Here is a 25,163-nt window from a genome sequence, read left to right as displayed (position 1 = left end):
CTCAGAGGGGATTGTCAGTGGCCGGGTGCAGGATTGATGCATGTCCAGCTCAGCGCACCGGGCCCTCGACGGCTTCTCCCCCGCGACCCGCGGCTGGTTCACGGGGGCCTTCTCCGCGCCCACCGCCGCCCAGTCGGGCGCGTGGCGGGCCATCGCGGAGGGCTCGGACGTGCTGGTGGTCGCCCCGACCGGTTCCGGCAAGACGCTGGCCGCCTTTCTCGCCGCCCTCGACCAGCTCGCCTCCACCCCGCCCCCGGCCGACCCGAAGAAGCGCTGCCGCGTCCTGTACGTCTCCCCGCTGAAGGCCCTCGCCGTCGACGTCGAGCGCAACCTCCGCAGCCCCCTCACCGGCATCCGCCAGGAGTCCGTCCGCCTCGGGCTGCCCGAGCCCGAGGTGAAGGTCGGCATCCGCTCCGGCGACACCCCGGCCGCCGAGCGCCGTGCCCTGTCCACGCGCCCGCCGGACATCCTGATCACCACCCCCGAGTCGCTGTTCCTGATGCTCACCTCGGCCACCCGCGACGCGCTGACCGGCATCGAGACGGTGATCCTGGACGAGGTGCACGCGGTGGCCGGCACCAAGCGCGGCGCGCACCTCGCGCTGTCACTGGAGCGGCTGGACGAGCTGCTGCCCCGGCCGGCCCGCCGCATCGGCCTGTCCGCGACGGTCCGCCCGGTCGACGAGATCGCCCGCTACCTCTCGCCCCGCCGCAAGGTGGAGATCGTCCAGCCGGAGTCCGGCAAGGAGTTCGACCTCTCGGTCGTCGTCCCGGTCGAGGACCTGGGCGAGCTCGGCGGCTCCCCGGTGGCCGACGGCGACGACGGCGCGGAGCGTCCCTCCATCTGGCCGCACGTCGAGGAGCGGATCACCGACCTGGTCCAGGCCCACCGCTCGACGATCGTGTTCGCCAACTCCCGCCGGCTCGCCGAGCGCCTGTGCAACCGGCTCAACGAGATCGCGTACGAGCGGGCGACGGGCGAGTCCCTGGACGAGCACCACTCCCCGGCCGAACTGATGGGCGGCTCCGGCGCGGCGCACGGCGCGCCGGCGGTCATCGCGCGCGCCCACCACGGCTCGGTCTCCAAGGAGCAGCGCGCCCTGGTGGAGGAGGACCTCAAGGCGGGCCGGCTCCCCGCCGTGGTCGCCACCTCCAGCCTCGAACTCGGCATCGACATGGGCGCCGTGGACCTCGTCGTCCAGGTCGAGTCCCCGCCGTCCGTCGCCTCCGGCCTGCAGCGCGTCGGCCGCGCGGGACACCAGGTCGGCGCGGTCTCCACCGGCGTGGTCTTCCCGAAGTACCGCGGCGACCTCGTCCAGGCGGCGGTCGTCACCGAGCGGATGCGGTCCGGCGCCATCGAGGCCCTGCGGGTGCCCGCCAACCCGCTGGACGTCCTCGCCCAGCAGGTCGTCGCGATGACGGCGATGGACACCTGGCAGGTGGACGACCTGCTCGCCGCGGTCCGGCGGGCCGCGCCGTTCGCCTCGCTGCCGGAGTCCGCGTTCACGGCCGTCCTCGACATGCTCGCGGGCCGCTACCCCTCCGACGCGTTCGCGGAGCTGCGCCCGCGCGTGGTGTGGGACCGGGTGACGGGCACCGTCACCGGCCGCCCCGGCGCGCAGCGCCTCGCCGTCACCTCCGGGGGCACGATCCCCGACCGCGGCCTCTTCGGGGTCTTCCTCGCCGGCTCCGACCCCAAGAAGGGCGGGGGCCGGGTCGGCGAGCTGGACGAGGAGATGGTCTACGAGTCCCGGGTCGGCGACGTGTTCACGCTCGGCACGAGCTCCTGGCGCATCGAGGACATCACCCGCGACCGGGTCCTGGTCTCCCCCGCGCCGGGCGTGCCGGGCCGGCTGCCGTTCTGGAAGGGCGACCAGCTGGGCCGGCCGCTGGAACTGGGGCGCGCGGTGGGCGCGTTCCTGCGTGAGGTCGGCGCGCTGTCGAAGGAGGACGGCCGGCTGCGCCTGCTGGCGGCCGGCCTCGACGCCTGGGCCGCGGACAATGTGCTGACCTACCTGGACGAGCAGCGCGAGGCCTGCGGTCACGTCCCCGACGACCGGACGATCGTCGTGGAGCGCTTCCGCGACGAACTCGGCGACTGGCGGGTGGTCGTGCACTCCCCGTTCGGCGCGCAGGTGCACGCCCCGTGGGCGCTGGCGCTCGGCGCCCGCCTGTCGGAGCGGTACGGCATGGACGCGCAGGTCATGCACGCCGACGACGGCATCGTGCTGCGGCTGCCCGACGCCGACCTGATGGGCCTGGACCTGCTGGACCAGGAGCCCGTGAAGGCGGGCGCCCCCTTCGGCGGCGCGGGCGACGCCGACCAGGCGCCGGTCGGCGCGGCGGACGTCGCCTTCGACAAGGGCGACGTCGACCAGATCGTCACCGACCAGGTCGGCGGCTCGGCCCTGTTCGCGTCCCGCTTCCGCGAGTGCGCGGCGCGCGCCCTGCTGCTGCCCCGCCGCAACCCCGGCAAGCGCACACCGCTGTGGCAGCAGCGGCAGCGCGCGGCCCAGTTGCTTCAGGTGGCGAGCGAGTTCGGTTCGTTCCCGATCGTCCTGGAGGCCGTCCGCGAGTGCCTCCAGGACGTCTTCGACGTTCCGGGTCTCGTGGAGCTGATGGGCGACCTCGAGTCCCGCAAGGTGCGCCTGGTCGAGGTGACCACCCCGGAGCCGTCGCCCTTCGCGCGCTCCCTGCTCTTCGGCTATGTCGCCCAGTTCCTGTACGAGGGCGACTCGCCGCTGGCCGAGCGTCGCGCCGCCGCGCTGTCCCTGGACTCGCGGCTGCTGGCCGAGCTGCTCGGCCAGGCGGAGCTGCGGGAGCTGCTGGACGCCGAGGTGCTGACCGAGCTGGAGCGCGAGCTGCAGTGGCTGACCGAGGACCGCCGCGTCAAGGACGTCGAGGGCGTCGCCGACGTGCTGCGGGTGCTCGGTCCGCTCACCGACGGCGAGCTGGCCGAGCGCGGTGCCGAGCCGCACTGGGCTCAGGAGCTGGCCTCCGCCCGCCGGGTCATCCGGGTGCGGATCGCCGGGGCCGACCACTGGGCGGCGATCGAGGACGCGGGCCGGCTGCGCGACGCCCTCGGCACGGCGCTGCCGGTGGGTGTCCCGGAGGCGTTCACCGAGCCGGTCAAGGACCCCCTGGGCGACCTGCTCGCGCGTCACGCCCGTACGCACGGCCCGTTCACGTCGGCCACGGCGGCGGCCCGCTTCGGCCTGGGCGTGGCGGTCACGGAGGGCGCGCTACAGCGGCTCGCGGCCGGCGGCCGTGTGGTGCAAGGGGAGTTCCACCCGGCCGGGATCGGGCAGGAGTGGTGCGACGCAGCCGTCCTGCGCCGGCTGCGCCGCCGGTCACTGGCCGCGCTGCGGCACGAACTGGAACCGGTGCTGCCGGCCGCGCTCGCCCAGTTCCTGCCGCAGTGGCAGCACGTCGGCAAGGGACACGGACTGCGCGGCATCGACGGACTGGTGCGCGCCGTGGAGCAGTTGCAGGGCGCGTCCGTACCCGCCTCCGCGCTGGAGAAGCTGGTACTGCCGTCCCGCGTCGCGGGCTACACCCCCTCGATGCTCGACGAACTCACCGCCGCCGGCGAGGTGGTGTGGGCGGGCGCGGGCGCGCTGCCCGGCAAGGACGGCTGGGTCTCGCTGTATCTGGCGGACGCGGCCCCGCTGCTCCTGCCGCCACCGCACCCGCTGGAGCTGACCGCGCTGCACCAGTCCGTCCTCGACACCCTCGCCGGCGGCTACGGCCTGTTCTTCCGTCAGATCGCCGACCAGGTCCGCGCCACAACCCACCCCGAGGCCGGCGATCCGCAACTGGCCGACGCCCTCTGGGACCTGGCCTGGTCCGGCCGCCTCACCAACGACACGCTCGCCCCGATGCGCTCCCTGCTGGGCTCGGGCCGTACCGCGGGGTCCACGGCCCACCGCGCCAAGCGCTCGGTCCCGCGCGGACGGTACGGCTCGCTCACGGCCGCCGCACGTGCCGCGTCGCGCACCGGCCCGCCGACCGTCGCCGGCCGCTGGTCCCTGCTGCCCGGCCGGGAGGGCGACGCCACCGTGCGCGCCCACGCCCTGGCGCGCACGCTCCTCGACCGGCACGGTGTGGTCACCCGGGGAGCGGTGGCGGCCGAGGGCGTCGAGGGCGGGTTCTCGGCCGTGTACCGGATCCTGTCCGCCTTCGAGGACAGCGGGCAGGCCCGGCGGGGCTACGTGGTGGAGGGCCTGGGCGCCGCCCAGTTCGCGATGGACGGCGCGGTCGACCGCCTGCGGGCGGTGTCCAACGCCCTCGAGCGGGGCGAGGGTTCGCCGGCAGCGGCCTTGGGAAGCGGCGGCTTCGCACCCGACGACTTCGGCGCCACTCACGGCATCGGCTCCCCGGACGGCTCCGGCGCCCCGGACGGCTTCGGCGACTCGGCCGCGTCCGAGGGCCCCGCCCCGCAGGCCGACCCCTGGGACGGCGGACCGGGCCTCGACGGCGACTGGCCACCCCCCGCACCCCCTCGGCCCGGCGAGTACGGGTCGCCCCACGACTTCGCGGACCCGGGCGCGGGCGGCCCCCGCGGCGGCGGCCCGAGAGGCAGCGGCCCCTACGGCACCGGTCACGGCAACGGCCACGAGTCCGGCACCCGGCCCGGCTACGGCAACGGCTTCGGGAGCCGCGGATCCAGTACCCCCACCGCCGACTCCCGGGCCGTCGTCCTCGCCGCCTCCGACCCCGCGAACGCCTACGGCGCCGCCCTGCCCTGGCCCGAACCACCGACCGGCGCGGGGCACAAGCCGGGCCGCAAGGCGGGGTCCCTGGTGGTCCTCGTCGACGGTGAGCTGACCCTCTACATGGAGCGAGGCGGCAAGACACTGCTGGCCTGGCCCACCGACCCGGAGGAGAAGGCCACCGAGGACGCGCGGCTGCGGGCGGCCGCCGGTGCGCTCGCCGCGGCCGCCCGCGCGGGCTCCCTCGGCACGGTCACCGTCGAGCGGGTCAACGGCACCCCGGCGCTGACCTCCCCCATCGGCACCCTCCTGGAAGGAGCGGGCTTCATCGCCACCCCGCGCGGCCTGAGGCTGCGGGCGTGAACAGGACACGCCCGCCCGGAGCCGGGACATACGCGTGCTCCCGGGACACGCGAGGCGCACGAGGCCCGCGGGGCATACGAAGCGCACGGGGCGCAGCCGTCGTGGCACCCTGGACACATGCCCGAAGGTGACACGGTCTGGCAGGCCGCACGACGGCTGCACGACGCCCTGGCGGGCCAGGTGCTGACCCGCAGCGACCTGCGGGTGCCGAAGTACGCCACGGTCGACCTCACCGGCCGGGCCGTCCTGAACACCGTCGCGCGCGGCAAGCACCTGCTCACCCGGGTCGAGGGCGGCGTGACGCTGCACTCGCATCTGCGGATGGAAGGCGCCTGGAAGGTGTACGCACCCGGCGAACGCTGGCGGGGAGGCCCCGCCCACCAGATCCGGGTCATCCTCGGCACCGCCGACCGCACGGCCGTCGGATACCGGCTCCCGGTCCTGGAGTTCCTGCACACCAGCGCCGAGGAGCGCGCCGTCGGCCATCTGGGCCCCGATCTGCTCGGGCCGGACTGGGATCCCGAGCGGGCCCTGGCCAATCTCCTCGCCGACCCCGCCCGCCAGCTCGGCGAGGCCCTGCTCGACCAGCGCAACCTCGCCGGCATCGGCAATGTGTACAAGAGCGAGGTCTGCTTCCTGCTCGGCGTCACCCCCTGGCTCACCGTCGGGGCACTGCCCGCCGACCGCGCCGCGAAGCTGCCCGCCCTCGCCAAGAAGCTCCTGGAGGTCAACCGCGAGCGGGTGGTCCGCCGGACCACGGGCCTTCCCCACCAGGACCTGTTCGTGTACGGCCGCGCACCCCGCCCCTGCCTGCGCTGCCGGACGTCGGTCCGGGTGGCCGACCAGGGCGACGGCTCCCAGGAGCGGCCCACCTACTGGTGCCCCACCTGCCAGGCGGGCCCCGCTCCGGCACCGGGTTCCCCCCAGCGGTGGCGGGAACGCTACGCCCGTACAAGTCCTCCGAGCCGCAAGCCTGATTGACGGCCCGTCAGAACCATTCGTCCAGCTTTCGCCATGCCTGGGACGGGTCCGACCCTGCCGTCCCGGTCGCCCCGGACTTGGGCACGCAGTGCACCGGCAGCAGGCTCAGGCCCCAGCCCCCGGCCGCGACCGCCCCCTCCAGCACCCCCGCGTCGTCCGTCAGCGCCAGCCGCAGTACCGCCCACCACCACACCAGCGCCATCGCCAGACCGGCCCCCCGGCGCACTATCGGCCCCGTCATCGCTCCCACCTCCAGCCCGACGCTAGAACGCGGCCCCCTCCCGCAGGAGGGCGCACCGAGTCGCACAGAGGGCGCGTCCGTCCCTTCCCGCGCCGGTCACCCGAACGAAGCCCGCCCTCCACCATGACCGCACCTCACCCCACCGGCAAACGGGCACGGCCAGGACGGCGCCGTAGCCCCCGCGGACATGCGAAAACCCCGGCCGGCGTCCCTCCGGGTCTTCCCGGAGAAACCCCGGCCGGGGCCTCACATCGTGTGCGTCAGTGCACGCAGGCAGGTGCGTGGCAGGTCACGCGGCGACCACGTCCACCGCTTCGGCGGGGGCCTTGATGGTCACCCGTTCCGGCGGCACACCGGTCACCGACACGGAACCCAGCATCGGGCGAACCGGCGTGGGCACGGGCTCGGTGGCCCCGGCAGACTGGGCCAGCTCGGCGAGGGCGAGCTCGTCGCTCACTTCCCGCATGAGCTCGGACATCCGTACGTCCAGCGCGTCGCAGATGGCGGAGAGCAGCTCGGAGGAAGCCTCCTTCTGCCCCCGCTCCACCTCGGAGAGATAGCCGAGCGAGACTCGGGCGGACGAGGAGACTTCGCGCAGAGTACGGCCCTGGCGCTGGCGCTGCCGACGCAGCACGTCACCCAGCAGGCGACGGAGCAGAATCATCGGTGGCTCCCTCCTCGGACCGCGTAGCCGCATCCTTCACGCCCCACCGTACCGCCTCGCGCCGCGGCCGTGCGGGGAGCGATGTCGTGTTCACTCAGGGCTGCAAACATCAAAACCCCCCGTTCCGTTCCGTATCCTGTGCCCGCTCATTTCCGGTCTGTTCGCTCGCGAGCCGCTGGAGAAGCAGTGCGAGTACGCTCCGTACACTCTCCATACGAATTTCCGCCCGGCTGCCGTTCAACCGCAGCGAGGCCGTTTTCCCGCCGTGAACGGCGCCTTTTCCCGCCTCCGAGGGCCCGTCCACGGCCACGAAGACCGTCCCGACGGGTTGCCCGTCCTGCGGGTCGGGGCCCGCCACTCCGGTGGTCGCGATGCCCCAGTCGGCTCCCAGCGCCTTGCGCACTCCGGCCGCCATCTGGGCCGCGACCTGCGGATCCACCGCTCCCCGCTCGGCCAGCAGGGTGGCGTCGACGCCGAGCAGCTCGTGCTTGAGGTCGGTGGCGTAGGCCGTCACCGAGCCCCGGAAGACCTTGGAGGCCCCGGGCACCGTGGTGATCTCCGCCGCGACCAGGCCACCGGTCAGCGACTCGGCGACGGCGAGCGACTCGCCCCTCACCGTGAGTAGTCTCACCACTTCGGTGACCGGGGAACTCACGCTTCCGACTCCTCCAACGCCGCCCGGCGCTCGGCGATTCCCTGCCTGCGCAGCACCACGGCCTGCCTCACGTAGTCGAGACCGGTCACCACGGTCAGGACGACCGCCACGGCCATCACCCAGAACCTGAGAGTGGCCAGCCACCCCGTCAGCGCCAGCACGTACATCCCGACGGCCACACCCTGCGTGAGGGTCTTCAGCTTGCCGCCTCGGCTCGCGGGGATGACGCCGTAGCGGATCACGAGGAAACGCAGAAGGGTGACCCCGAGTTCCCGGCCGAGGATCACGGCGGTCACCCACCACGGCAGATCGCCCAGGCCGGAGAGACAGATCAGCGCCGCTCCCATGATCGCCTTGTCGGCGATGGGGTCGGCGATCTTCCCGAAGTCGGTGACGAGGTTGTAGGTCCGCGCCAGATGCCCGTCGAAGAGGTCGGTGATCATGGCGACCGCGAAGGCCGCCCAGGCGAGCGAGCGCCAGGCCGGGTCGTATCCGCCGCCGGCGAGCATCAGGGCGACGAAGCCGGGGACCAGCAGCAGCCGCAGCATCGTCAGCAGATTGGCGACGTTCCAGACGCTGGCCTGGTTGACCGCCGCTGCCGCGATCTTCCCGCCGCGCAGCGGCCGGACACCGCCCTCCTCGCCCGCCCCGGACTCGGCACCGGCGACTTCGGCGCCGGCATCGACTCCCTCGGCGCCGAATCCGACCCCGGCACCCGTGCCCGCACCGGCGCCGACACCGGCGCCGGAAACGGAAGCCGAACCGGCAGCACGGGAGTCACCGTCGACACCGCCGGACGCCCCAGGAATTCCGGGCACGCCGGACACACCGGGGTCTCCGGCACCTCCGGAAACACCGGACTCCCCCGGCCCGCCCGCGACGCCCCCGGACGCACCGGAACCCCCCGTCATCGCGGGAACACCCACCTGACCGCCGGCCAGGGCGCCGGAGCCGGGACGACCGGCACGAGGGGAGGCCCCGCCCGTGTCGGCACGGCCCGAGACCGTCCTCGCGGTCGCCCCCTGCCCGCCGGAGGAGCCGCCTGCGGCGGATGCCGGGACTCCCGTCATCTGCCCGCCTCCTCACTGCACGCGAGCGAGCCCTGGAGCGGCTCCGCCACCAGGTCGACGCCTTCCGTACCGACCACCTTCGCCTCGACCATACGGCCGACGTCCAGGCCCTCGCCGCTCGTGAGCAGCACCTGACCGTCGGTCTCCGGCGCCTGGTGCGCCGCACGGCCGTACACGCCCTCCTCGGCGTCGACCGACTCGACGAGCACGCGCACCGTCTCGCCGACGCGCTCCTCGGCACGCTGCGAGACGAGTTCCTCCGCGAGCCGCGAGAGGTGGGCGAGCCGCTCGGCGACGACGTCCTCGTCGAGCTTGCCGTCGTAGCCGGCGGCCTCGGTGCCCTCCTCGTCCGAGTAGCCGAAGACGCCGATGGCGTCCAGTCGCGCGCCGTTCAGGAAGCGCTCCAGCTCGGCGAAGTCGGCCTCCGTCTCGCCGGGGAAGCCGACGATGAAGTTGGAGCGCACGCCGGCCTCGGGGGCCTTGGTGCGGATGGTGTGGAGCAGCTCCAGGAAGCGGTCGGTGTCGCCGAAGCGGCGCATGGCGCGCAGCACACCGGGCGCGGAGTGCTGGAAGGACAGGTCGAAGTAGGGGGCGACCTTCGGGGTGGCGGTCAGCACGTCGATCAGGCCGGGCCGCATCTCGGCGGGCTGGAGGTAGCTGACGCGGACACGCTCAATGCCGTCGACCTCGGCGAGGTCGGGCAGCAGGGACTCCAGCAGGCGGATGTCGCCCAGGTCCTTGCCGTAGGAGGTGTTGTTCTCGGAGACCAGCATGACCTCCTTGACGCCCTGCTCGGCCAGCCACCGCGTCTCGTTGAGCACGTCGCTCGGGCGGCGGGAGATGAAGGAGCCGCGGAAGGACGGGATGGCGCAGAAGGAGCAGCGCCGGTCGCAGCCGGAGGCGAGCTTCACCGAGGCGACGGGGGCGCCGTCGAGGCGGCGGCGCAGGGGCGCGCGGGGGCCCGACTGCGGGGCGAGCCCCTCCGGGAGGTCCGCGGGGGCGCCGTGCCCGGGCAGGGCGACGTCGGTCGCGGAGTGCCGCTCGGCGGGGCTGATCGGCAGGAGCTTGCGGCGGTCCCGCGGGGTGTGCGCGGCGTGGATGCCGCCGGACAGGATGGTCTGCAGGCGGTCGGAGATGTCCGTGTAGTCGTCGAAGCCGAGCACACCGTCGGCCTCGGGAAGGGCCTCGGCGAGCTCCTTGCCGTAGCGCTCGGCCATGCAGCCGACCGCCACCACCGCCTGCGTTCTGCCCTGGCCCTTGAGGTCATTGGCCTCCAGGAGGGCGTCGACGGAGTCCTTCTTGGCGGCTTCCACGAAGCCACAGGTGTTGACCACGGCGACGTCCGCTTCCGCGGCGTCCTCCACGAGCTGCCAGCCGTCCGCCTCCAAACGGCCTGCGAGCTCCTCCGAGTCCACCTCGTTACGGGCGCAGCCGAGAGTGACGAGTGCGACGGTACGGCGTTCAGGCATGGGCTCAAGACTACTTCGTCCCGCTGACACCCCACGTCGACGGGGTTGGCCGATCTTGGCCAACCCCGTCACAAGCGCACCCCTTGCGGCCCTCGCGGGCCTATCCGACCTGCGGGTCGCCCTTGGTGTACGTGAGGCGTTCCACGGCGCCCGGCTGGAACTGGTCCTCGATCTTCTTGCCGTTGACGAAGAGCTGGATCGCTCCGGCGTCACCGAGGATGAGGTTGATCTCGGAGTCGTCCTGGAAGGTCTTGGAGTCGCCCTTCTTGAGCAGCCCGTCGAAGAGCATCCGGCCGTTGTGGTCCTTGGCGGAGATCCAGCTGCGTCCGCCCGCTGCGCTGACCTTGACGGTGACCTTGTCCTGCGGGGCGGCCGCGATGGCGCTGTCGGAGGGCTCGGGCTTCTGGTCGGCGGGCTTGCTGCTCTTGGGGGTGGGCGAGGCCGGCTTGCCGGCCGTCGGCGTGGTCCCCTCGGCGACCTGGGTGCCGGCGCCGTCACCGGAGTCGCCGCCCTTGAAGGCGGTGAAGCCGACGAAGCCGACCACGGCGACGATCGCGGCGACCATGGCCGCGGTCCAGTTCGGGCCGCGCCGCTCGGGGCGGATGCGTTCCGCCTCGAACAGGGGGGCGGCCGGGGTGGGGGCGGGGCCCGCGCCGTGCTGGGCGCCGTACCGCGCGAGGAGCGGGGCGGGATCGAGGTGCACGGCCTTCGCCAGGGTCCGGATGTGCCCGCGCGCGTACACGTCTCCGCCGCAGGGGGCGAAGTTGTCGGACTCGATGGCGTGCACGATGGTGGTGCGGACCCGCGTGGCGCTGCTGACGTCGTCGACGGTCAGCCCGGCGGCGATGCGAGCCTGCCGCAGGGTCTGGCCGATGGAGGGGCGGTCTTCCTCGGAAACGTCTTCGAACGGACGCTCGTCTTCAGGGGAGTTGCCGATGGACACGGGGGCGCCTTTCGAGCGTGTTGCCGCCTGTGCTGGAGGTTCAGTCTAGGGGGGTGCGAAAGGTGGAGCGACCCGGCGGTAGGACTTTGTACGCCATCGGAATGGCCGGACGATCCGATGGTGGGACAGATCCGGAGCCCGGGGTGGGACCCGCGCCCGTCCTTTCGCTCAACTTGACGTATGTCCAGGGGGAAACGGTTGCCCTTCGCTCGCTAACGGGTGGGTCACGGTGCACGCACCTCACCCACCCGCAGCAAGCGGATCCGCCGGACGGCCGTTCCGCTGCTACCCGGCGGACTCCCCGCGAATCACCGCCAGCACACCGTCCAGGTCGTCGGGTTTCACCAGAACGTCACGTGCCTTGGAGCCCTCGCTGGGGCCGACGATGTTCCGCGACTCCATGAGGTCCATCAGCCGCCCGGCCTTGGCGAAGCCGACCCGCAGCTTGCGCTGGAGCATGGAGGTCGACCCGAACTGGGTGGAGACGACCAGTTCGGCCGCCTGGCACAGCAGGTCGAGGTCGTCGCCGATGTCCTCGTCGATCTCCTTCTTCTGCTTGGTGCCCACGGTGACGTCGTCCCGGAAGACGGGCGCCATCTGGTCCTTGCAGTGCCGGACGACGGCCGCGATCTCCTCCTCGGTGACGAAGGCGCCCTGCATACGGGTCGGCTTGTTCGCGCCCATCGGCAGGAAGAGCCCGTCGCCCTTGCCGATCAGCTTCTCGGCGCCGGGCTGGTCGAGGATGACCCGCGAGTCGGCGAGCGACGAGGTGGCGAACGCGAGCCGTGAGGGCACGTTCGCCTTGATCAGACCGGTGACGACGTCCACCGAGGGCCGCTGGGTGGCGAGCACCAGGTGGATGCCGGCGGCCCGCGCGAGCTGGGTGATGCGCACGATGGCGTCCTCGACGTCGCGCGGCGCGACCATCATCAGGTCGGCGAGCTCGTCGACGATCACCAGCAGGTACGGGTACGGCTGCAGCTCCCGCTCGCTGCCCTCGGGGGGCTTGACCTTCCCCTCGCGCACCGCGCGGTTGAAGTCGTCGATGTGCCGGAAGCCGTACGCCGCGAGGTCGTCGTACCGCAGGTCCATCTCCCGGACGACCCACTGGAGCGCCTCGGCGGCCCGCTTGGGGTTGGTGATGATCGGCGTGATCAGGTGCGGGATGCCCTCGTACGCGGTGAGCTCGACGCGCTTGGGGTCGACCAGGATCAACCGGACGTCCTCGGGCGTGGCCCGCATCATGACCGAGGTGATCAGGCAGTTGATGCAGGACGACTTGCCGGAACCGGTCGCGCCGGCGACCAGCATGTGCGGCATCTTCGCCAGCGAGTGCATCACGTAGCCGCCCTCGACGTCCTTGCCGAACGCGACGAGCATCGGGTCGTCGTCCTCCGCCGACTCCGCCAGGCGCAGCACGTCGCCGAGGTTGACCATCTCCCGGTCGGTGTTGGGGATCTCGATACCGACCGCGGACTTGCCGGGGATCGGGCTGATGATCCGGACGTCCGGGCTGGCGACGGCGTACGCGATGTTCTTGGTGAGCGCGGTGATGCGCTCGACCTTGACGGCGGGCCCGAGTTCGACCTCGTACCGGGTGACCGTCGGCCCGCGCGTGAAGCCGGTGACGCGGGCGTCGACCTTGAACTCGGTGAAGACGGTGGTCAGGGAGGCGACGATCGCGTCGTTGGCCGCGCTGCGCGACTTGCCCGGGCCGCCGCGCTCCAGCAGGTCCAGCGAGGGCAGGGAGTAGGTGATGTCGCCGGACAGCTGGAGCTGTTCGGCGCGCGGCGGCAGCTCGCGGGTCTCTGCGGGCGGCGTCTTGGTGAGGTCGGGGACGCCGGCCGGCCGCTCCTCCTGCGGGGGGCGGGGGGCCGCGGCGGCCTTGGCCGGGCGGGCGGCCGCTTCGTCCCGGTCGGGGCGGGGGGCGGGGGTGTCCTGCTCGGGGCGGGCGGCCGGGACCGGGGTCGGGGTCGTCTCCACGCGGTCGCCCACGCTCACGCCCTGGGTGAGGTCGGCGACGACCGGCGAGGGGGGCATGCCGTGCAGGACCGCGCCGTCGAGCGCCGCCGCGGCGGCCGCGGCGACGTCCACGGCGTCCATCTGCCGCCCCATGTCGGGCTGCGGCACGGCGGAACGCCGGGGGCGGCCGCGGCGCTTGGCGAGCGCCTCCTGCTCCGCGCCCTCGGGGTCGTACGCCTGAGGGGCGCTCTGGCGCTTGCGGGGCCGCTCGGGCAGCGCCTCGCGCCACTCCTCGTCGTAGCGCGCGTCGTCCTCGGCGTACGCGAGTTCGTCGTCCTCGGGCTCGGGCAGGATGCCGAGCCTCACCCCGAGCAGCCGCAGCCGCTGCGGGATCGCGTTGACCGGGGTGGCGGTGACGACCAGCAGGCCGAAGACCGTGAGCAGCACGAGCAGCGGTACGGCGAGCACGGCGCCCATGGCGTACGTCAGCGGGGTCGCCGCGCCCCAGCCGATGAGGCCGCCGGCGTCCCTTATGGCCTGCATGCCGTCGCTGCGGGCCGGTGAGCCGCAGGCGATGTGGACCTGGCCGAGCACGCCGATGAGGAGCGCGGACAGGCCGATCACGATGCGGCCGTTGGCCTCCGGCTGCTCGGGGTGCCGGATGAAGCGCACGGCGACGACCGCGAGCAGCAGCGGCACGAGCAGGTCCAGGCGGCCGAAGGCCCCGGTCACCAGGATCTCGACCAGGTCGCCGACGGGACCGCGCAGGTCGGCCCAGGTGCCGGCCGCGACGATCAGCGCGACCGCGAGCAGCAGCAGGGCGACGCCGTCCTTGCGGTGCGCGGGGTCGAGGTTCCTGGCGCCCTGCCCTATGCCGCGGAACACGGCGCCGACGGCGTGCGCGAGGCCGAGCCAGAGGGCGCGCACGAGCCGGTAGACGCCCCCGGTCGGACTCGGCGCCGGCCGGGGCGCGGGCGCCTTGGCCGCGGCCTTCCTGACGGGTGCCTTGCGCGCCGGCGCCTTCTTGGCCGGGGCCCTCTTCGTAGCGGCGGCCTTCTTCGCCGCAGCCTTCACGGGAGCGGCCGCCTTCCTGACGGGCTGCTTCTTGGCTGCGGAGGGACGTGAGGCCATAGGTGTGAGGTTACCGGTGCAGACGACGCCGGACACGTGTGCCCAGTGCTTCACCCGTTCGTGTCGTGCCGACGGGGCCGGGAAACTGACGGCACCTCATGAGCCGACGGGCCGTCACCCGCACACCGCGAACAGCGCATCCGACATGTCCGGAAGGCGCCGAACGTCCGGGCGGCGCGAATCAGTTGGCCGACGAGACCGAGGAGGTGCTGCCCGCCCCCGGCTCCAGGGCGTCCAACGCCCGCCGCAGGCCCGTCAGCTTGCGCTCCAGATGGGCCGCGGTGGCCACCGCGGCCGCGTCCGCCGAGTCGTCGTCGAGCTGCTTGGACAGCGCCTCGGCCTGCTCCTCCACGGCCGCGAGGCGGGCGGAGAGCTCGGCGAGCAGCCCGGCCGACTCCTTGCCCTCGCCGACACCGGCCTTGCCGCCGCCCTCCAGCTGGAGCCGCAGCAGGGCCGCCTGCTCCTTCAGCTGGCAGTTCTTCATGTACAGGTCGACGAAGACGGAGACCTTGGCGCGCAGCACCCACGGGTCGAAGGGCTTGGAGATGTAGTCCACGGCGCCCGCCGCATACCCGCGGAACGTGTGGTGCGGGCCGTGGTTGATCGCGGTGAGGAAGATGATCGGGATGTCCCGGGTCCGCTCCCGCCGCTTGATGTGCGCCGCCGTCTCGAAACCGTCCATACCCGGCATCTGCACGTCGAGCAGAATCACCGCGAAGTCGTCCGTGAGCAGCGCTTTCAGCGCTTCCTCCCCGGACGATGCCCGCACCAGCGTCTGATCGAGCGCAGAGAGGATGGCCTCCAGCGCCAGCAGATTCTCCGGCCGGTCATCGACCAGGAGGATCTTGGCCTTCTGCACCATGGCCCGCCCTCCTCGCCCCGGCGTGGGGCCACCCCTGTCCGCGTGAACCGGGGAGACACCCGCGGGTGCCGCCCCAGGGGACGGCTCCCTTACGCCGTCCGTCCTTGTGCCGGTCATCGTAGCCGCACCCCGCCCGTCGCCACACCCTGTCACCGTGATGTCACTGTGCATGTCACTGTGTCCGTAGCAGAAACGTAGCGGGAGACCAGAAGGTTCCCCGAATCCCGTGCTCCTACACGGCTTCGGCCGCACGCGTCGCCAACTCCGCGTGCGCACCCCTGGTTCTCCCGGGCGTCACTCCTCCCGCATCCACTGCCGCATCACGGCCAGCAGGTGGTCGGGGTCGACCGGCTTGGTGACATAGTCGGAGGCGCCCGACTCGATCGCCTTCTCGCGGTCGCCCTTCATCGCCTTGGCGGTCAGCGCGATGATCGGGAGCCCGGCGAACTGCGGCATCCGGCGGATCGCCGTGGTCGTCGCGTACCCGTCCATCTCCGGCATCATGATGTCCATCAGCACCACCGCCACGTCGTCGTGCTGCTCCAGGACCTCGATGCCCTCACGGCCGTTCTCCGCGTACAGCACGGACAGCCCGTGCTGCTCCAGAACGCTGGTCAGCGCGAACACGTTGCGGATGTCGTCGTCGACGATCAGCACCTTCTCGCCGCCGAACCGCGCGTCGCGCTGCTCCTGCCCGGCGGCGTCCTGCTCCCCGGCGGCCGGCCACTGCTCCGCCGCCGGCCGGCCCTGCACCGCGGGCCGCGGCGCGGCGGGCGGCAGCGCACGGCGACGGCGCCGGAACAGAGCCGCGGCTCCGTTCTGCGTCTCCCGGTACGACTTCACCTCCGCCGGCGTCTCGATCTCCGCGGCGGACAGCTCGGACAGGTCGGACGGCGCCGGCTCCGAGGACACGACCAACTCGTCGGCGTTCAGCGCCGATCCGGGCTGCTGGTAGCCCTGGGGCGGCAGTTCGCCCGGGTGCAGCGGCAGGTACAGCGTGAACGTCGAGCCGCGGCCGGGCTCGCTCTGCGCGTGGATCTCGCCGCCGAGCAGCTGCGCGATCTCCCGCGAGATGGACAACCCCAGTCCCGTACCGCCGTACTTGCGGCTGGTGGTGCCGTCGGCCTGCTTGAACGCCTCGAAGATGACCCGCATCTTGCTGCCCGCGATGCCGATACCGGTGTCGGTGACCGAGAAGGCGATCATCTCGGCGTCCGGGTCGGTCAGCGAGCCCGTCTCCAGCAACTGCTCCCGGATCGCCTGCGGGACGTCGCCCCGCGCGGGCCGGATGACCAGCTCCACCGAACCGGAGTCGGTGAACTTCACCGCGTTGGACAGCAGGTTGCGCAGCACCTGCAGCAGCCGCTGCTCGTCGGTGTGCAGGGTGGCGGGCAGTTCCGGCGACACCCGCACCGACAGGTCCAGGCCCTTCTCCGCGGTCAGCGGCCGGAAGGTGGCCTCCACGTAGTCGATCAGCTGGACCAGGGCGATACGCGTCGGCGAGACGTCCATCTTGCCCGCCTCGACCTTCGACAGGTCGAGGATGTCGTTGATCAGCTGGAGCAGGTCGGAGCCCGCGCCGTGGATCGTCTCGGCGAACTCCACCTGCTTCGGCGAGAGGTTCCCCTCCGCGTTGTCGGCGAGCAACTTGGCCAGAATCAGCAGGGAGTTGAGCGGGGTGCGCAACTCGTGCGACATGTTGGCCAGGAACTCGCTGCGGTAGCGCATGGAGACCGCGAGCTGCTCGGCGCGCTCCTCCAGGACCTGCCGCGCCTCCTCGATCTCGGAGTTCTTCGCCTCGATGTCGCGGTTCTGCTGGGCCAGCAGCTCGGCCTTCTCCTCCAGCTCCGCGTTGGACGCCTGCAGGGCCTTCTGCCGCTGCTCCAGCTCCTCCGAGCGCAGCCGCAGCTGCTCGGTCAGCTCCTGCGACTGCTTCAGCAGCAGCTCGGTCTTGGTGTTGACGGAGATGGTGTTGACGCTGGTGGCGATCATCTCCGCGATCTGGTTGAGGAAGTCCTTCTGGATCTGCGTGAACGGGGTGAAGGACGCCAGCTCGATCACGCCGAGCACCTTCCCCTCGAACAGCACCGGCAGCACGATCACCTGCGCGGGCGGCGCCTCGCCGAGACCGGAGGAGATCTTCAGATAGCCGCTGGGCGCGTTCTCCACCAGGATCGTGCGCTTCTCCTGCGCGGCCGTGCCGATCAGCGCCTCACCCGGCCGGAACGACGCCGGCATGGAGCCCATCGAGTAGCCGTACGAGCCGAGCATCCGCAGCTCGTACTCGTCCCCGCTGTCACCGCCGAGCTCGGTGCCGTCGGCCGGCGACATCGCGACGAAGAACGCGCCGTGCTGCGCCGAGACCACCGGCGTCAGCTCGCTCATGATCAGCGAGGCCACGTCCTGCAGATCGCGCCGGCCCTGCATCAGGGCGGAGATGCGCGCCAGGTTGCCCTTCAGCCAGTCCTGCTCCTTGTTGGCGATCGTGGTGTCGCGCAGGTTGGCGATCATCTTGTTGATGTAGTCCTGGAGTTCCTGGATCTCGCCGGAGGCGTCGACGTCGATCTTCAGGTTCAGGTCACCGCGGGTCACCGCGGTCGCCACGCGCGCGATGGCACGCACCTGCCGGGTCAGGTTCCCGGCCATCTCGTTCACCGACTCGGTGAGGTCGCGCCAGGTGCCGTCCACGTCCCGCACACGGGCCTGACCGCCGAGCTGCCCCTCCGTGCCCACCTCGCGGGCCACACGCGTGACCTCCTCGGCGAAGGAGGACAGCTGGTCGACCATCGTGTTGATCGTGGTCTTCAGCTCCAGGATCTCGCCGCGCGCGTCGATGTCGATCTTCTTGGTCAGATCACCCTTGGCGATGGCGGTGGTGACCATGGCGATGTTGCGCACCTGGCCGGTCAGGTTGGACGCCATCTGGTTCACGGACTCGGTGAGGTCCTTCCAGGTGCCGGCCACACCCGGAACGTAGGCCTGCCCGCCGAGGATGCCGTCCGTACCCACCTCGCGGGCGACCTTGGTGACCTGGTCGGCGAAGGAACTCAGCGTCTTCACCATGGTGTTGAAGGTGTCCGCGAGCTGCGCGACCTCGCCGCGCGCCTCGATCGTCACCGTCCGCGTCAGGTCGCCGTTGGCCACCGCGGCCGCGACCTGGGAGATGTTGCGCACCTGCATGGTCAGGTTGTTGGCCATCAGGTTGACGTTGTCGCTCAGGTCCTTCCAGATGCCCACGACGCCCGGCACGTGCGCCTGGCCGCCGAGGATGCCCTCGGTGCCCACCTCACGGGCCACCCGGGTCACCTGCTCGGCGAACGACGACAGCTGGTCGACCATCGTGTTCACCGTGGTGACCAGCTCGAGGATCTCGCCCTTGGCGTCGACGGTGATCTTCTTGGACAGGTCGCCCTTGGCGACCGCCGTGGTGACCTCGGCGATGTTGCGGACCTGGATGGTCAGGTTGTTCGCCATGAAGTTCACCGACTGGGTGAGGTCCTTCCAGGTGCCGGAGACGCCCTGGACCTCGGCCTGACCGCCGAGGATGCCCTCCGTGCCCACCTCACGGGCCACCCGGGTGACCTCCTGGGCGAACGACGACAGCTGGCCCACCATCGTGTTCAGGGTGTTCTTCAGCTCCAGGATCTCCCCGCGCGCGTCCACGGTGATCTTCTGGGACAGGTCGCCGCGCGCCACGGCGGTGGCGACCTGCGCGATGTTGCGCACCTGGGCCGTCAGGTTCCCGGCCATGCCGTTCACCGAGTCCGTCAGGTCCCGCCACACACCGGCGACGCCGGGCACCTGCGCCTGACCGCCCAGCCGGCCCTCCGTGCCCACCTCGCGGGCGACCCGCGTGACCTGGTCGGCGAAGGCGGAGAGCTGGTCGACCATCGTGTTGATGGTGTTCTTCAGCTCCAGGATCTCCCCGCGCGCGTCGACGTCGATCTTCTGGGAGAGGTCACCGCGCGCCACCGCCGTCGTCACCTGGGCGATCTGCCGCACCTGCGAGGTGAGGTTCCCGGCCATGAAGTTGACGGAGTCGGTGAGCTCCTTCCACGTGCCGGAGACGCCGTCCACCTGCGCCTGACCGCCCAGCCGGCCCTCCGTGCCCACGTCCCGGGCCATCCGGGTCACCTGGTCGGCGAAGGACGACAGCTGGTCCACCATCGTGTTCACGGTGTTCTTCAGCTGGAGCATCTCGCCGGAGACGTCCACCGTGACCTTCTGCGACAGATCGCCGTTGGCCACCGCCGTCGTCACCTGGGCGATGTTCCTCACCTGACCGGTGAGGTTGCGGAACGCGGTGTTGACGGAGTCCGTCAGGTCCTTCCACGTCCCCGCGGCCCCCGCCACCTGCGCCTGACCGCCCAGCTCACCCTCGACACCGATCTCCCGCGCCACCCGCGTGACCTCGGCACCGAACGACGACAGCTGGTCGACCATGCCGTTGACGGTGTTCTTCAGCTCCAGCATCTCGCCGGCCACGTCCACGGTGACCTTCTGCGACAGGTCACCGCTGGCCACCGCCGTCGTCACCGCGGCGATGTCCCGCACCTGCGTGGTGAGATTGCGGAAGACGGTGTTGACCGAGTCGGTCAGGTCCTTCCACGTGCCCGCCGCGCCCGGCACGTTCGCCTGCCCGCCGAGGCGGCCCTCGGCGCCCACCTCGTTGGCCACGCGCGTGACCTCGTCGGCGAAGATCCGCAGCGTCTCCGTCATCTGGTTGATCGTCTCGGCGAGCTGCGCGACCTCGCCGCGCGCCGGAACCGTCACCTTCTGCGACAGGTCACCGTTGGCGACCGCCGTGGTGACCTGCGCGATCCCGCGCACCTGGGCCGTCAGGTTCCCGGCCATCAGGTTCACCGAATCGGTGAGCTCCTTCCACGTCCCGTCCACGCCGGGCACATGCGCCTGGCCGCCGAGGATGCCGTCCGTGCCCACCTCCCGGGCGACCCGCGTCACCTCGGAGGAGAACGCCGAGAGCTGGTCGACCATCGTGTTGACGGTGTTCTTCAGCTCCAGCATCTCGCCGGCCACGTGCACGGTGACCTTGCGCGACAGATCGCCCTTGGCGACCGCCGTGGTCACCAGCGCGATGTCCCGCACCTGGGCGGTCAGCCGGTACGCCATGGTGTTGACGGAGTCGGTGAGGTCCTTCCACGACCCGGACATGCCCCGCACCTGGGCCTGCCCGCCCAGCTTTCCCTCGGTGCCCACCTCGCTGGCCACCCGCGTGACCTCGTCGGTGAACGTCGACAGCTGGTCGACCAGGTTGTTGACGGTCCGCCCGACCTTCAGGAACTCCCCGCGCAGCGGATGCCCGGCCCCCTCCGGCGTCTGCGAGCGCAGCTCCATCCGGGGGGACAGGTCGCCCTCGGCCACCGCCGACAGCACCCGGCCGACCTCGGACACGGGCCGTACCAGGTCGTCGACGAGCGCGTTGGAGTTGTCGATCGCGGTGGCCCAGGAGCCCTCGCAGGCACCCGTCTCCAGGCGCTCGGTGAGTTTGCCCTCGCGCCCGACCATGCGCCGCACCCGCGACAGCTCACCCGTCAGATGCAGGTTGCGGTCCGCGACCTCGTTGAAGACCGCCGCGATCTCCGAGATCACGCCGTCCCCGGACACCGTGAGCCGCTTGCGGAAGTTCCCGTCGCGCATGGAGACGAGCGCGGCGAGCAGCCGGTTCAGGGCAGCCGTGTCGACCGCGGTGGTCCCGCCGCGGGGTTTGCGCTGGCTGCTCAGGGACTGTCCGCCCTTCGCGCGCGTCTTCGTGCTCCGCGCCGCTGCGCCAGACTCCACTGTGTCCCTCCCGCAAGGGTCGACCATTCACGCTCTGTGCCCGGGTGTCACCCGGCGTGCCAGTTACTGCTGCGTATTCCTGCCCGATGTAATCAGGTCACCTAAAGGGTTGCTGCCCCCCATGCGAAGAACACACTCAGCCTGCCCGGACCTTCACCGGAAGCTTGCCCAGTGTTTCACCCCGCCCGAACCAGGCCATAACAGTTCGGCAGCTTCGCACACCGTCCGCACACTCTCCGGGCGGAAACACTGCTGACCGGCATCCGCGGGGGCGCCGAAGGTAAGTAACCTTGCATGCGGCTGTCCAGCCACGCCGGTCCGGTCCCGGCCTGGGCGGTGGCACGGAACGAGCGGGCATGGAGGCGGCCGCACACAATGACCACCGGAGTGATCCCGGGGGGACAGTCCCCGGAGCCACGGCCGACCGACCCGCAGCTGCCCGAGCAGCGGCGCGAGCCGGGCGGCCACGGACCCCTGCACGTCGACAACCGGACGAGGAGTGCTGTGATCACCGCGCGCGCGGCCGCCAGCTTCGAGCCCGTCGGACGATCGGTCGCGACCGCCCGCTCCTTCGTCCGCGACACCCTCCAGGGGTGGGGCTTCGGCGACATCGTCGACGACGCCGTGGTCCTGACCAGCGAGCTGGTCACCAACGCCGTCGTCCACGCGGGCACCGCCGCCGACGTCCTGTGCCTGCGCAGCGACGCGGGGGTGCGGATCGAGGTCGCCGACCGCTATCCCGAGCGGGAGATCCCGCTCCAGGGCGCGGCGATCAACATGGGCAGCCCCGACCGCGAGGGCGGACGGGGACTCCAGCTGTGCGCCGCCCTGGCCGGCCGCTGGGGCGTGGAGTACACGCCCACGCACAAGAACGTCTGGTTCCTGCTGGACCTGCCCGAGCGCCCGGTCGGCACCCGCGCCGCCGGCCCCGCCCTCCCCGCCGCCATGCTCCCCCTCGCCGACGGCCGGGTCCGCGTGGCCGTCGTCCAGATCGACCGCGGCGGCTCCATCACGTCCTGGAACGAGGACTCGGAGACCCTCTTCGGCTACGCCGCCGAGCAGGTCACCGGCAAGCCGCTCACCGACCTCGCGGCCTGGCCGCACACCCCGGGCACCGGCACCGGCATCGCGGAGGCGCTCCAGCTCTCCCGCTGGGAGGGCAGCTACGGCATCCGCGGCGCCCACGGCCGCGTCATCCCCGTCTACGCCTCACACCTGCGCGTCCGCGACACCGCCGGCGAGCCGTCAACCGTGTGCCTGCTGGTGCAGGACCACGAACGGGCCGTTCTGCAGACCCCGTCGCGCGTCCCGGCGTCCACCGACGCGGGCACCGCCTCCGACGGCCAGAGCGCCGACCCGTTCGAGGTCTTCATCGGCTCCCCCGCCCCCGACGACCTCGACGGCCTGCTCCAGCGCACCGTGGAACGCGCCCGCGACATGCTCGACGCCGACGCGGCCTTCCTCCTCCTCGCGACCGACGACGAGACGGAGCTGGAGGTCCGTGCCTCGACCGGCCTGCCCTCCGCCCGCCAGCGCTTCGCCCGCGTCCCCGTCGAGGCCGGCCCCGGCCGCTACGGCTCCGCCCGGATGCCGGCCGTCCACGACGACCTGGCGGCCGTACCGGGCGCCGTGCCGCTGCTGCACGGCACCGGCATGCGCTCGGTCGTCACCGTCCCCCTCAAGGTCGAGGGCCGCCTCACCGGCTCCCTCGGCGTCGCCGCGGAGGCCCCCGGCAGATACTCCAACGAGGAGGCGCTGCGTCTGCAGTTCGCCGCCGACCGGATCGCCCTGGCCGTCGAGTCGGCCCGCCTCGGCGAACTGGAGCGGCTGCGCCGGGGCTCCCTCAGCTTCCTGGTCGAGGCCTCCGACCTGCTCGCCGGCACCCTGGACCGCGACCAGACCCTGGCCCTGATGGCACAGATGACGGTCCCGACCCTGGCCACCTGGTGCGCCGTCTACACGATCGCCGACCAGGCCTCCGAGCCGTACCTGTCGTACGTCCTGCACGAGGACGAGGACCTGATCGACGGGATCAAGTCCCTGCTGTCGAAGGTGCCGCCGCCGGACCCGGTCCCCACCCCCGGCGCCCGGGTCTGGACGACCCCGGCCGAGGCGGCCCACCAGGCCGCGCTGCGCACCTCCATGCGCAGCCTCGGCCTGGGCGACTCGCACCACCGGGTCGGCACCTCCGTCGGCCCGACCCTGGCGACGGCCTCCGCGATCGGCGGCGAGACGGTCGTCCTGCCCCTGGTCGCCCGAAACCGCGTCATCGGCATGCTGACCCTCGGCAAGCCCACCGACGAGCACTTCCGCCAGGAGATCCTGGAACTGGCCGAGGACCTGAGCCGCCGGGCCGCCCTGGCCCTGGACAACGCCCGCCTGTACTCGGAGCGCACGGCGATCAGCCAGTCCCTCCAGCGCAGCCTCCTGCCGCCCGGCCTGCCCGAGGTCGCCGGCGTGGAGGTCGACGTCATCTACCGCGCGGCCGGCGAGGGCAACGAGGTCGGCGGCGACTTCTACGACCTCTTCCCCATCCGCGACGGCGCCTACGGCTTCGCCATCGGCGACGTCTGCGGCACGGGCCCGGAGGCGGCGGCGGTCACGGGCCTGGCCCGGCACGCGCTCCGGCTGCTGGCCCGCGAGGGCTTCGGCGGCCCCGCGGTCCTGCAGCGCCTGAACTCCGCGATCCTCGACGAGGGCGCCCGCAGCCGCTTCCTGACCCTGCTCTACGGCGAGCTGTGGCCGCAGGAGGACGGCAGCGCGGTCCTGAAGGTGGTCTGCGCCGGTCACCCGCTGCCGCTGCGTCTGCGCCAGGACGGCACGGTCGAGCCGGCCGCCGAACCGCAGCCGCTCCTCGGCGTCATGGAGGACCTGGAGCTGTACGAGCAGACGGTCACGCTGGACCCGGGCGACGTCCTGCTGTGCGTCACGGACGGCGTCACCGAGCGCCGCGAGGGCACCCGGATGCTGGGCGACGACGGCCTCGCGGACGTCCTCACCACCTGCACGGGCCTGACGGCCGGCGCGGTGGCGGCCCGCATCATGCGCGCCGTGGAGCGCTTCGCGTCGGACGCGCCGTCGGACGACATGGCGATCCTGGCGATGCGGGTCCCGGAGATCATGACGGACTGAACCGGCGGTCGGACCCCACGGACCGGCCCGGCGGACCGAACCGTCCGGGCCGGACACGGACATGCGCGCGGACCTACACGCGGATATGCGAAAGGCCCCACCCGGTAGGGTGAGGCCTTTCGTTCTGGAGCCCCCAAACGGAATCGAACCGTTGACCTTCTCCTTACCATGGAGACGCTCTACCGACTGAGCTATAGGGGCCTGTCGCCTTCTGCGAGGTTTCCCTCGCGGCAACGGAATAGATAATACCCCGAACGAAGCCGTGCTCCCAACCTCGACGGTCGGTCACGCGACCTGTCACGGACGGCCGTCACAGCGCGGGCTGCAGCAGTCCGCCGAGCGCGTTGCACGCGGAGACGATCCGCTGCATCTCCCGCCGGGTCAACGCGGCGTCCACCGGCAGCGCGAGCGTCTCCTCCGCGGCCCGTTCGGTCTCCGGCAGCGACACGCACCGCCGGTACTCGGGCAGCCGGTGCACGGGGGTCTTCACGGGCACCCGGCAGTCAACTCCCCTGGTCCGTATCGCCCGTGCGAAGGCGTCCCGGTCCGGCCGGCCGTTCCCCGGCACCCGCACCACGTACTGCTGGTAGGTGTGCCCGGCGCCGCCGTCCGGCGTGCGCACGCCCCGCAGCTTCGCGTCCAGATAGGCGGCCCGTTCCCTGCGCTGGGCCGTCTCGTCGTACGGCGCCTCGGACTCGCCCTGTTCCAGCACCAGCAGACCGTGCCGCCGTCCGAGCGCGTGCAGCCGCGCGATGTCGGCCGACCGCCCGAAGCGGTGTACGGCAACGACGCCCGCCGTCCGCGGAGTTACGGCCGCCTCGACGGCGGTCACGTCGAGGCAGTACGTCACCGGGTCTATGTCGGCGAACACCGGCAGCGCGCCGACCTGGACCACGGCCTCGGTGACTTCCACGTTCCCGAACGCCGGTACGACGACCTCGTCACCGATTCCGACGCCGGCAGCCCTGAGCAGTGCAGCAGTACCCATGCCACGGATGCTGGTTGCGCAACGTGAACTTCAAGTGACGGCAAACAAAAAAGGGTTGGACCCGGAACCGAAGTTCGGGGTCCAACCCTTTGAAGAATTGTTCGGCGGCGTCCTACTCTCCCACAGGGTCCCCCCTGCAGTACCATCGGCGCTGTGAGGCTTAGCTTCCGGGTTCGGAATGTAACCGGGCGT

The 25,163-nt window shown here is 72.1% G+C and carries 13 protein-coding genes, 1 tRNA gene and 1 rRNA gene; 3 read left to right on the top strand and 12 right to left on the bottom strand.

What is annotated here, in order from left to right:
- Positions 1-40 precede the first annotated feature (40 nt).
- A complete protein-coding gene (locus ACIPM1_RS24310; RefSeq protein ID WP_402437960.1) occupies positions 41-5,074 on the top strand; it encodes a DEAD/DEAH box helicase in 5,034 nt (1,677 codons plus the stop codon).
- Between the two features lie 117 nt (positions 5,075-5,191).
- Positions 5,192-6,055 (top strand): Fpg/Nei family DNA glycosylase, encoded by an 864-nt coding sequence (locus ACIPM1_RS24305; protein WP_402437957.1) that lies wholly within the window; start codon positions 5,192-5,194, stop codon positions 6,053-6,055.
- A 7-nt stretch (positions 6,056-6,062) separates the two neighbouring features.
- Here the strand turns inward: ACIPM1_RS24305 and ACIPM1_RS24300 are convergent, their stop codons facing one another.
- From ACIPM1_RS24300 to ACIPM1_RS24260, 9 genes are all read right to left on the bottom strand, one after another.
- Complete coding sequence (locus tag ACIPM1_RS24300; RefSeq protein ID WP_402437954.1) at positions 6,063-6,296, bottom strand: hypothetical protein; 234 nt, start codon at positions 6,294-6,296, stop codon at positions 6,063-6,065.
- A 289-nt stretch (positions 6,297-6,585) separates the two neighbouring features.
- A complete protein-coding gene (locus ACIPM1_RS24295; protein WP_402437951.1) occupies positions 6,586-6,960 on the bottom strand; it encodes a helix-turn-helix domain-containing protein in 375 nt (124 codons plus the stop codon).
- Between the two features lie 109 nt (positions 6,961-7,069).
- The gene (locus ACIPM1_RS24290) at positions 7,070-7,615 is read right to left on the bottom strand and encodes a CinA family protein (RefSeq protein ID WP_402437948.1); all 546 of its coding nucleotides are present in this window, start codon (positions 7,613-7,615) and stop codon (positions 7,070-7,072) included.
- Entirely contained in the window at positions 7,612-8,433 is an 822-nt protein-coding gene (gene pgsA / locus ACIPM1_RS24285; protein ID WP_402437945.1) for a CDP-diacylglycerol--glycerol-3-phosphate 3-phosphatidyltransferase, read from the bottom strand. The genes ACIPM1_RS24290 and pgsA overlap by 4 nt, the downstream gene beginning before the upstream one ends.
- A 248-nt stretch (positions 8,434-8,681) precedes the next feature.
- Positions 8,682-10,154, bottom strand: a complete 1,473-nt coding sequence (gene rimO / locus ACIPM1_RS24280; RefSeq protein ID WP_402437943.1) for a 30S ribosomal protein S12 methylthiotransferase RimO — start codon at positions 10,152-10,154, stop codon at positions 8,682-8,684.
- 100 nt (positions 10,155-10,254) lie between these two features.
- Positions 10,255-11,097, bottom strand: a complete 843-nt coding sequence (locus ACIPM1_RS24275; protein WP_356193639.1) for a RodZ domain-containing protein — start codon at positions 11,095-11,097, stop codon at positions 10,255-10,257.
- Positions 11,098-11,382: 285 nt separating this feature from the next.
- Entirely contained in the window at positions 11,383-14,190 is a 2,808-nt protein-coding gene (locus ACIPM1_RS24270; protein WP_402437940.1) for a DNA translocase FtsK, read from the bottom strand.
- A gap of 181 nt (positions 14,191-14,371) precedes the next feature.
- Positions 14,372-15,052, bottom strand: coding sequence for a response regulator (locus ACIPM1_RS24265; protein ID WP_356193643.1), 681 nt, complete (start codon positions 15,050-15,052; stop codon positions 14,372-14,374).
- 294 nt (positions 15,053-15,346) lie between these two features.
- On the bottom strand, positions 15,347-20,851 hold the full coding sequence (locus ACIPM1_RS24260; RefSeq protein WP_402437936.1) for a HAMP domain-containing protein: 5,505 nt from the start codon (positions 20,849-20,851) through the stop codon (positions 15,347-15,349).
- A gap of 375 nt (positions 20,852-21,226) precedes the next feature.
- Between ACIPM1_RS24260 and ACIPM1_RS24255 the strand changes: the two genes are divergently transcribed.
- Entirely contained in the window at positions 21,227-23,983 is a 2,757-nt protein-coding gene (locus ACIPM1_RS24255; protein ID WP_402437933.1) for a SpoIIE family protein phosphatase, read from the top strand.
- A gap of 125 nt (positions 23,984-24,108) precedes the next feature.
- Here ACIPM1_RS24255 and ACIPM1_RS24250 read toward each other — a convergent pair.
- From ACIPM1_RS24250 to rrf, 3 genes are all read right to left on the bottom strand, one after another.
- Positions 24,109-24,184: transfer RNA gene (locus ACIPM1_RS24250), tRNA-Thr, on the bottom strand.
- 109 nt (positions 24,185-24,293) lie between these two features.
- The gene (locus ACIPM1_RS24245; RefSeq protein ID WP_402438367.1) at positions 24,294-24,956 is read right to left on the bottom strand and encodes a DegT/DnrJ/EryC1/StrS family aminotransferase; all 663 of its coding nucleotides are present in this window, start codon (positions 24,954-24,956) and stop codon (positions 24,294-24,296) included.
- 114 nt (positions 24,957-25,070) lie between these two features.
- Positions 25,071-25,163, bottom strand: a 5S ribosomal RNA gene (gene rrf, locus ACIPM1_RS24240); the annotation flags it as partial.

This window comes from Streptomyces sp. NPDC086766 (genome assembly GCF_044746005.1).
Lineage (GTDB): Bacteria > Actinomycetota > Actinomycetes > Streptomycetales > Streptomycetaceae > Streptomyces.
The sequence above is the reverse complement of the archived record's forward strand: the minus strand, read 5'-3'. Positions and strand labels throughout refer to the sequence as shown.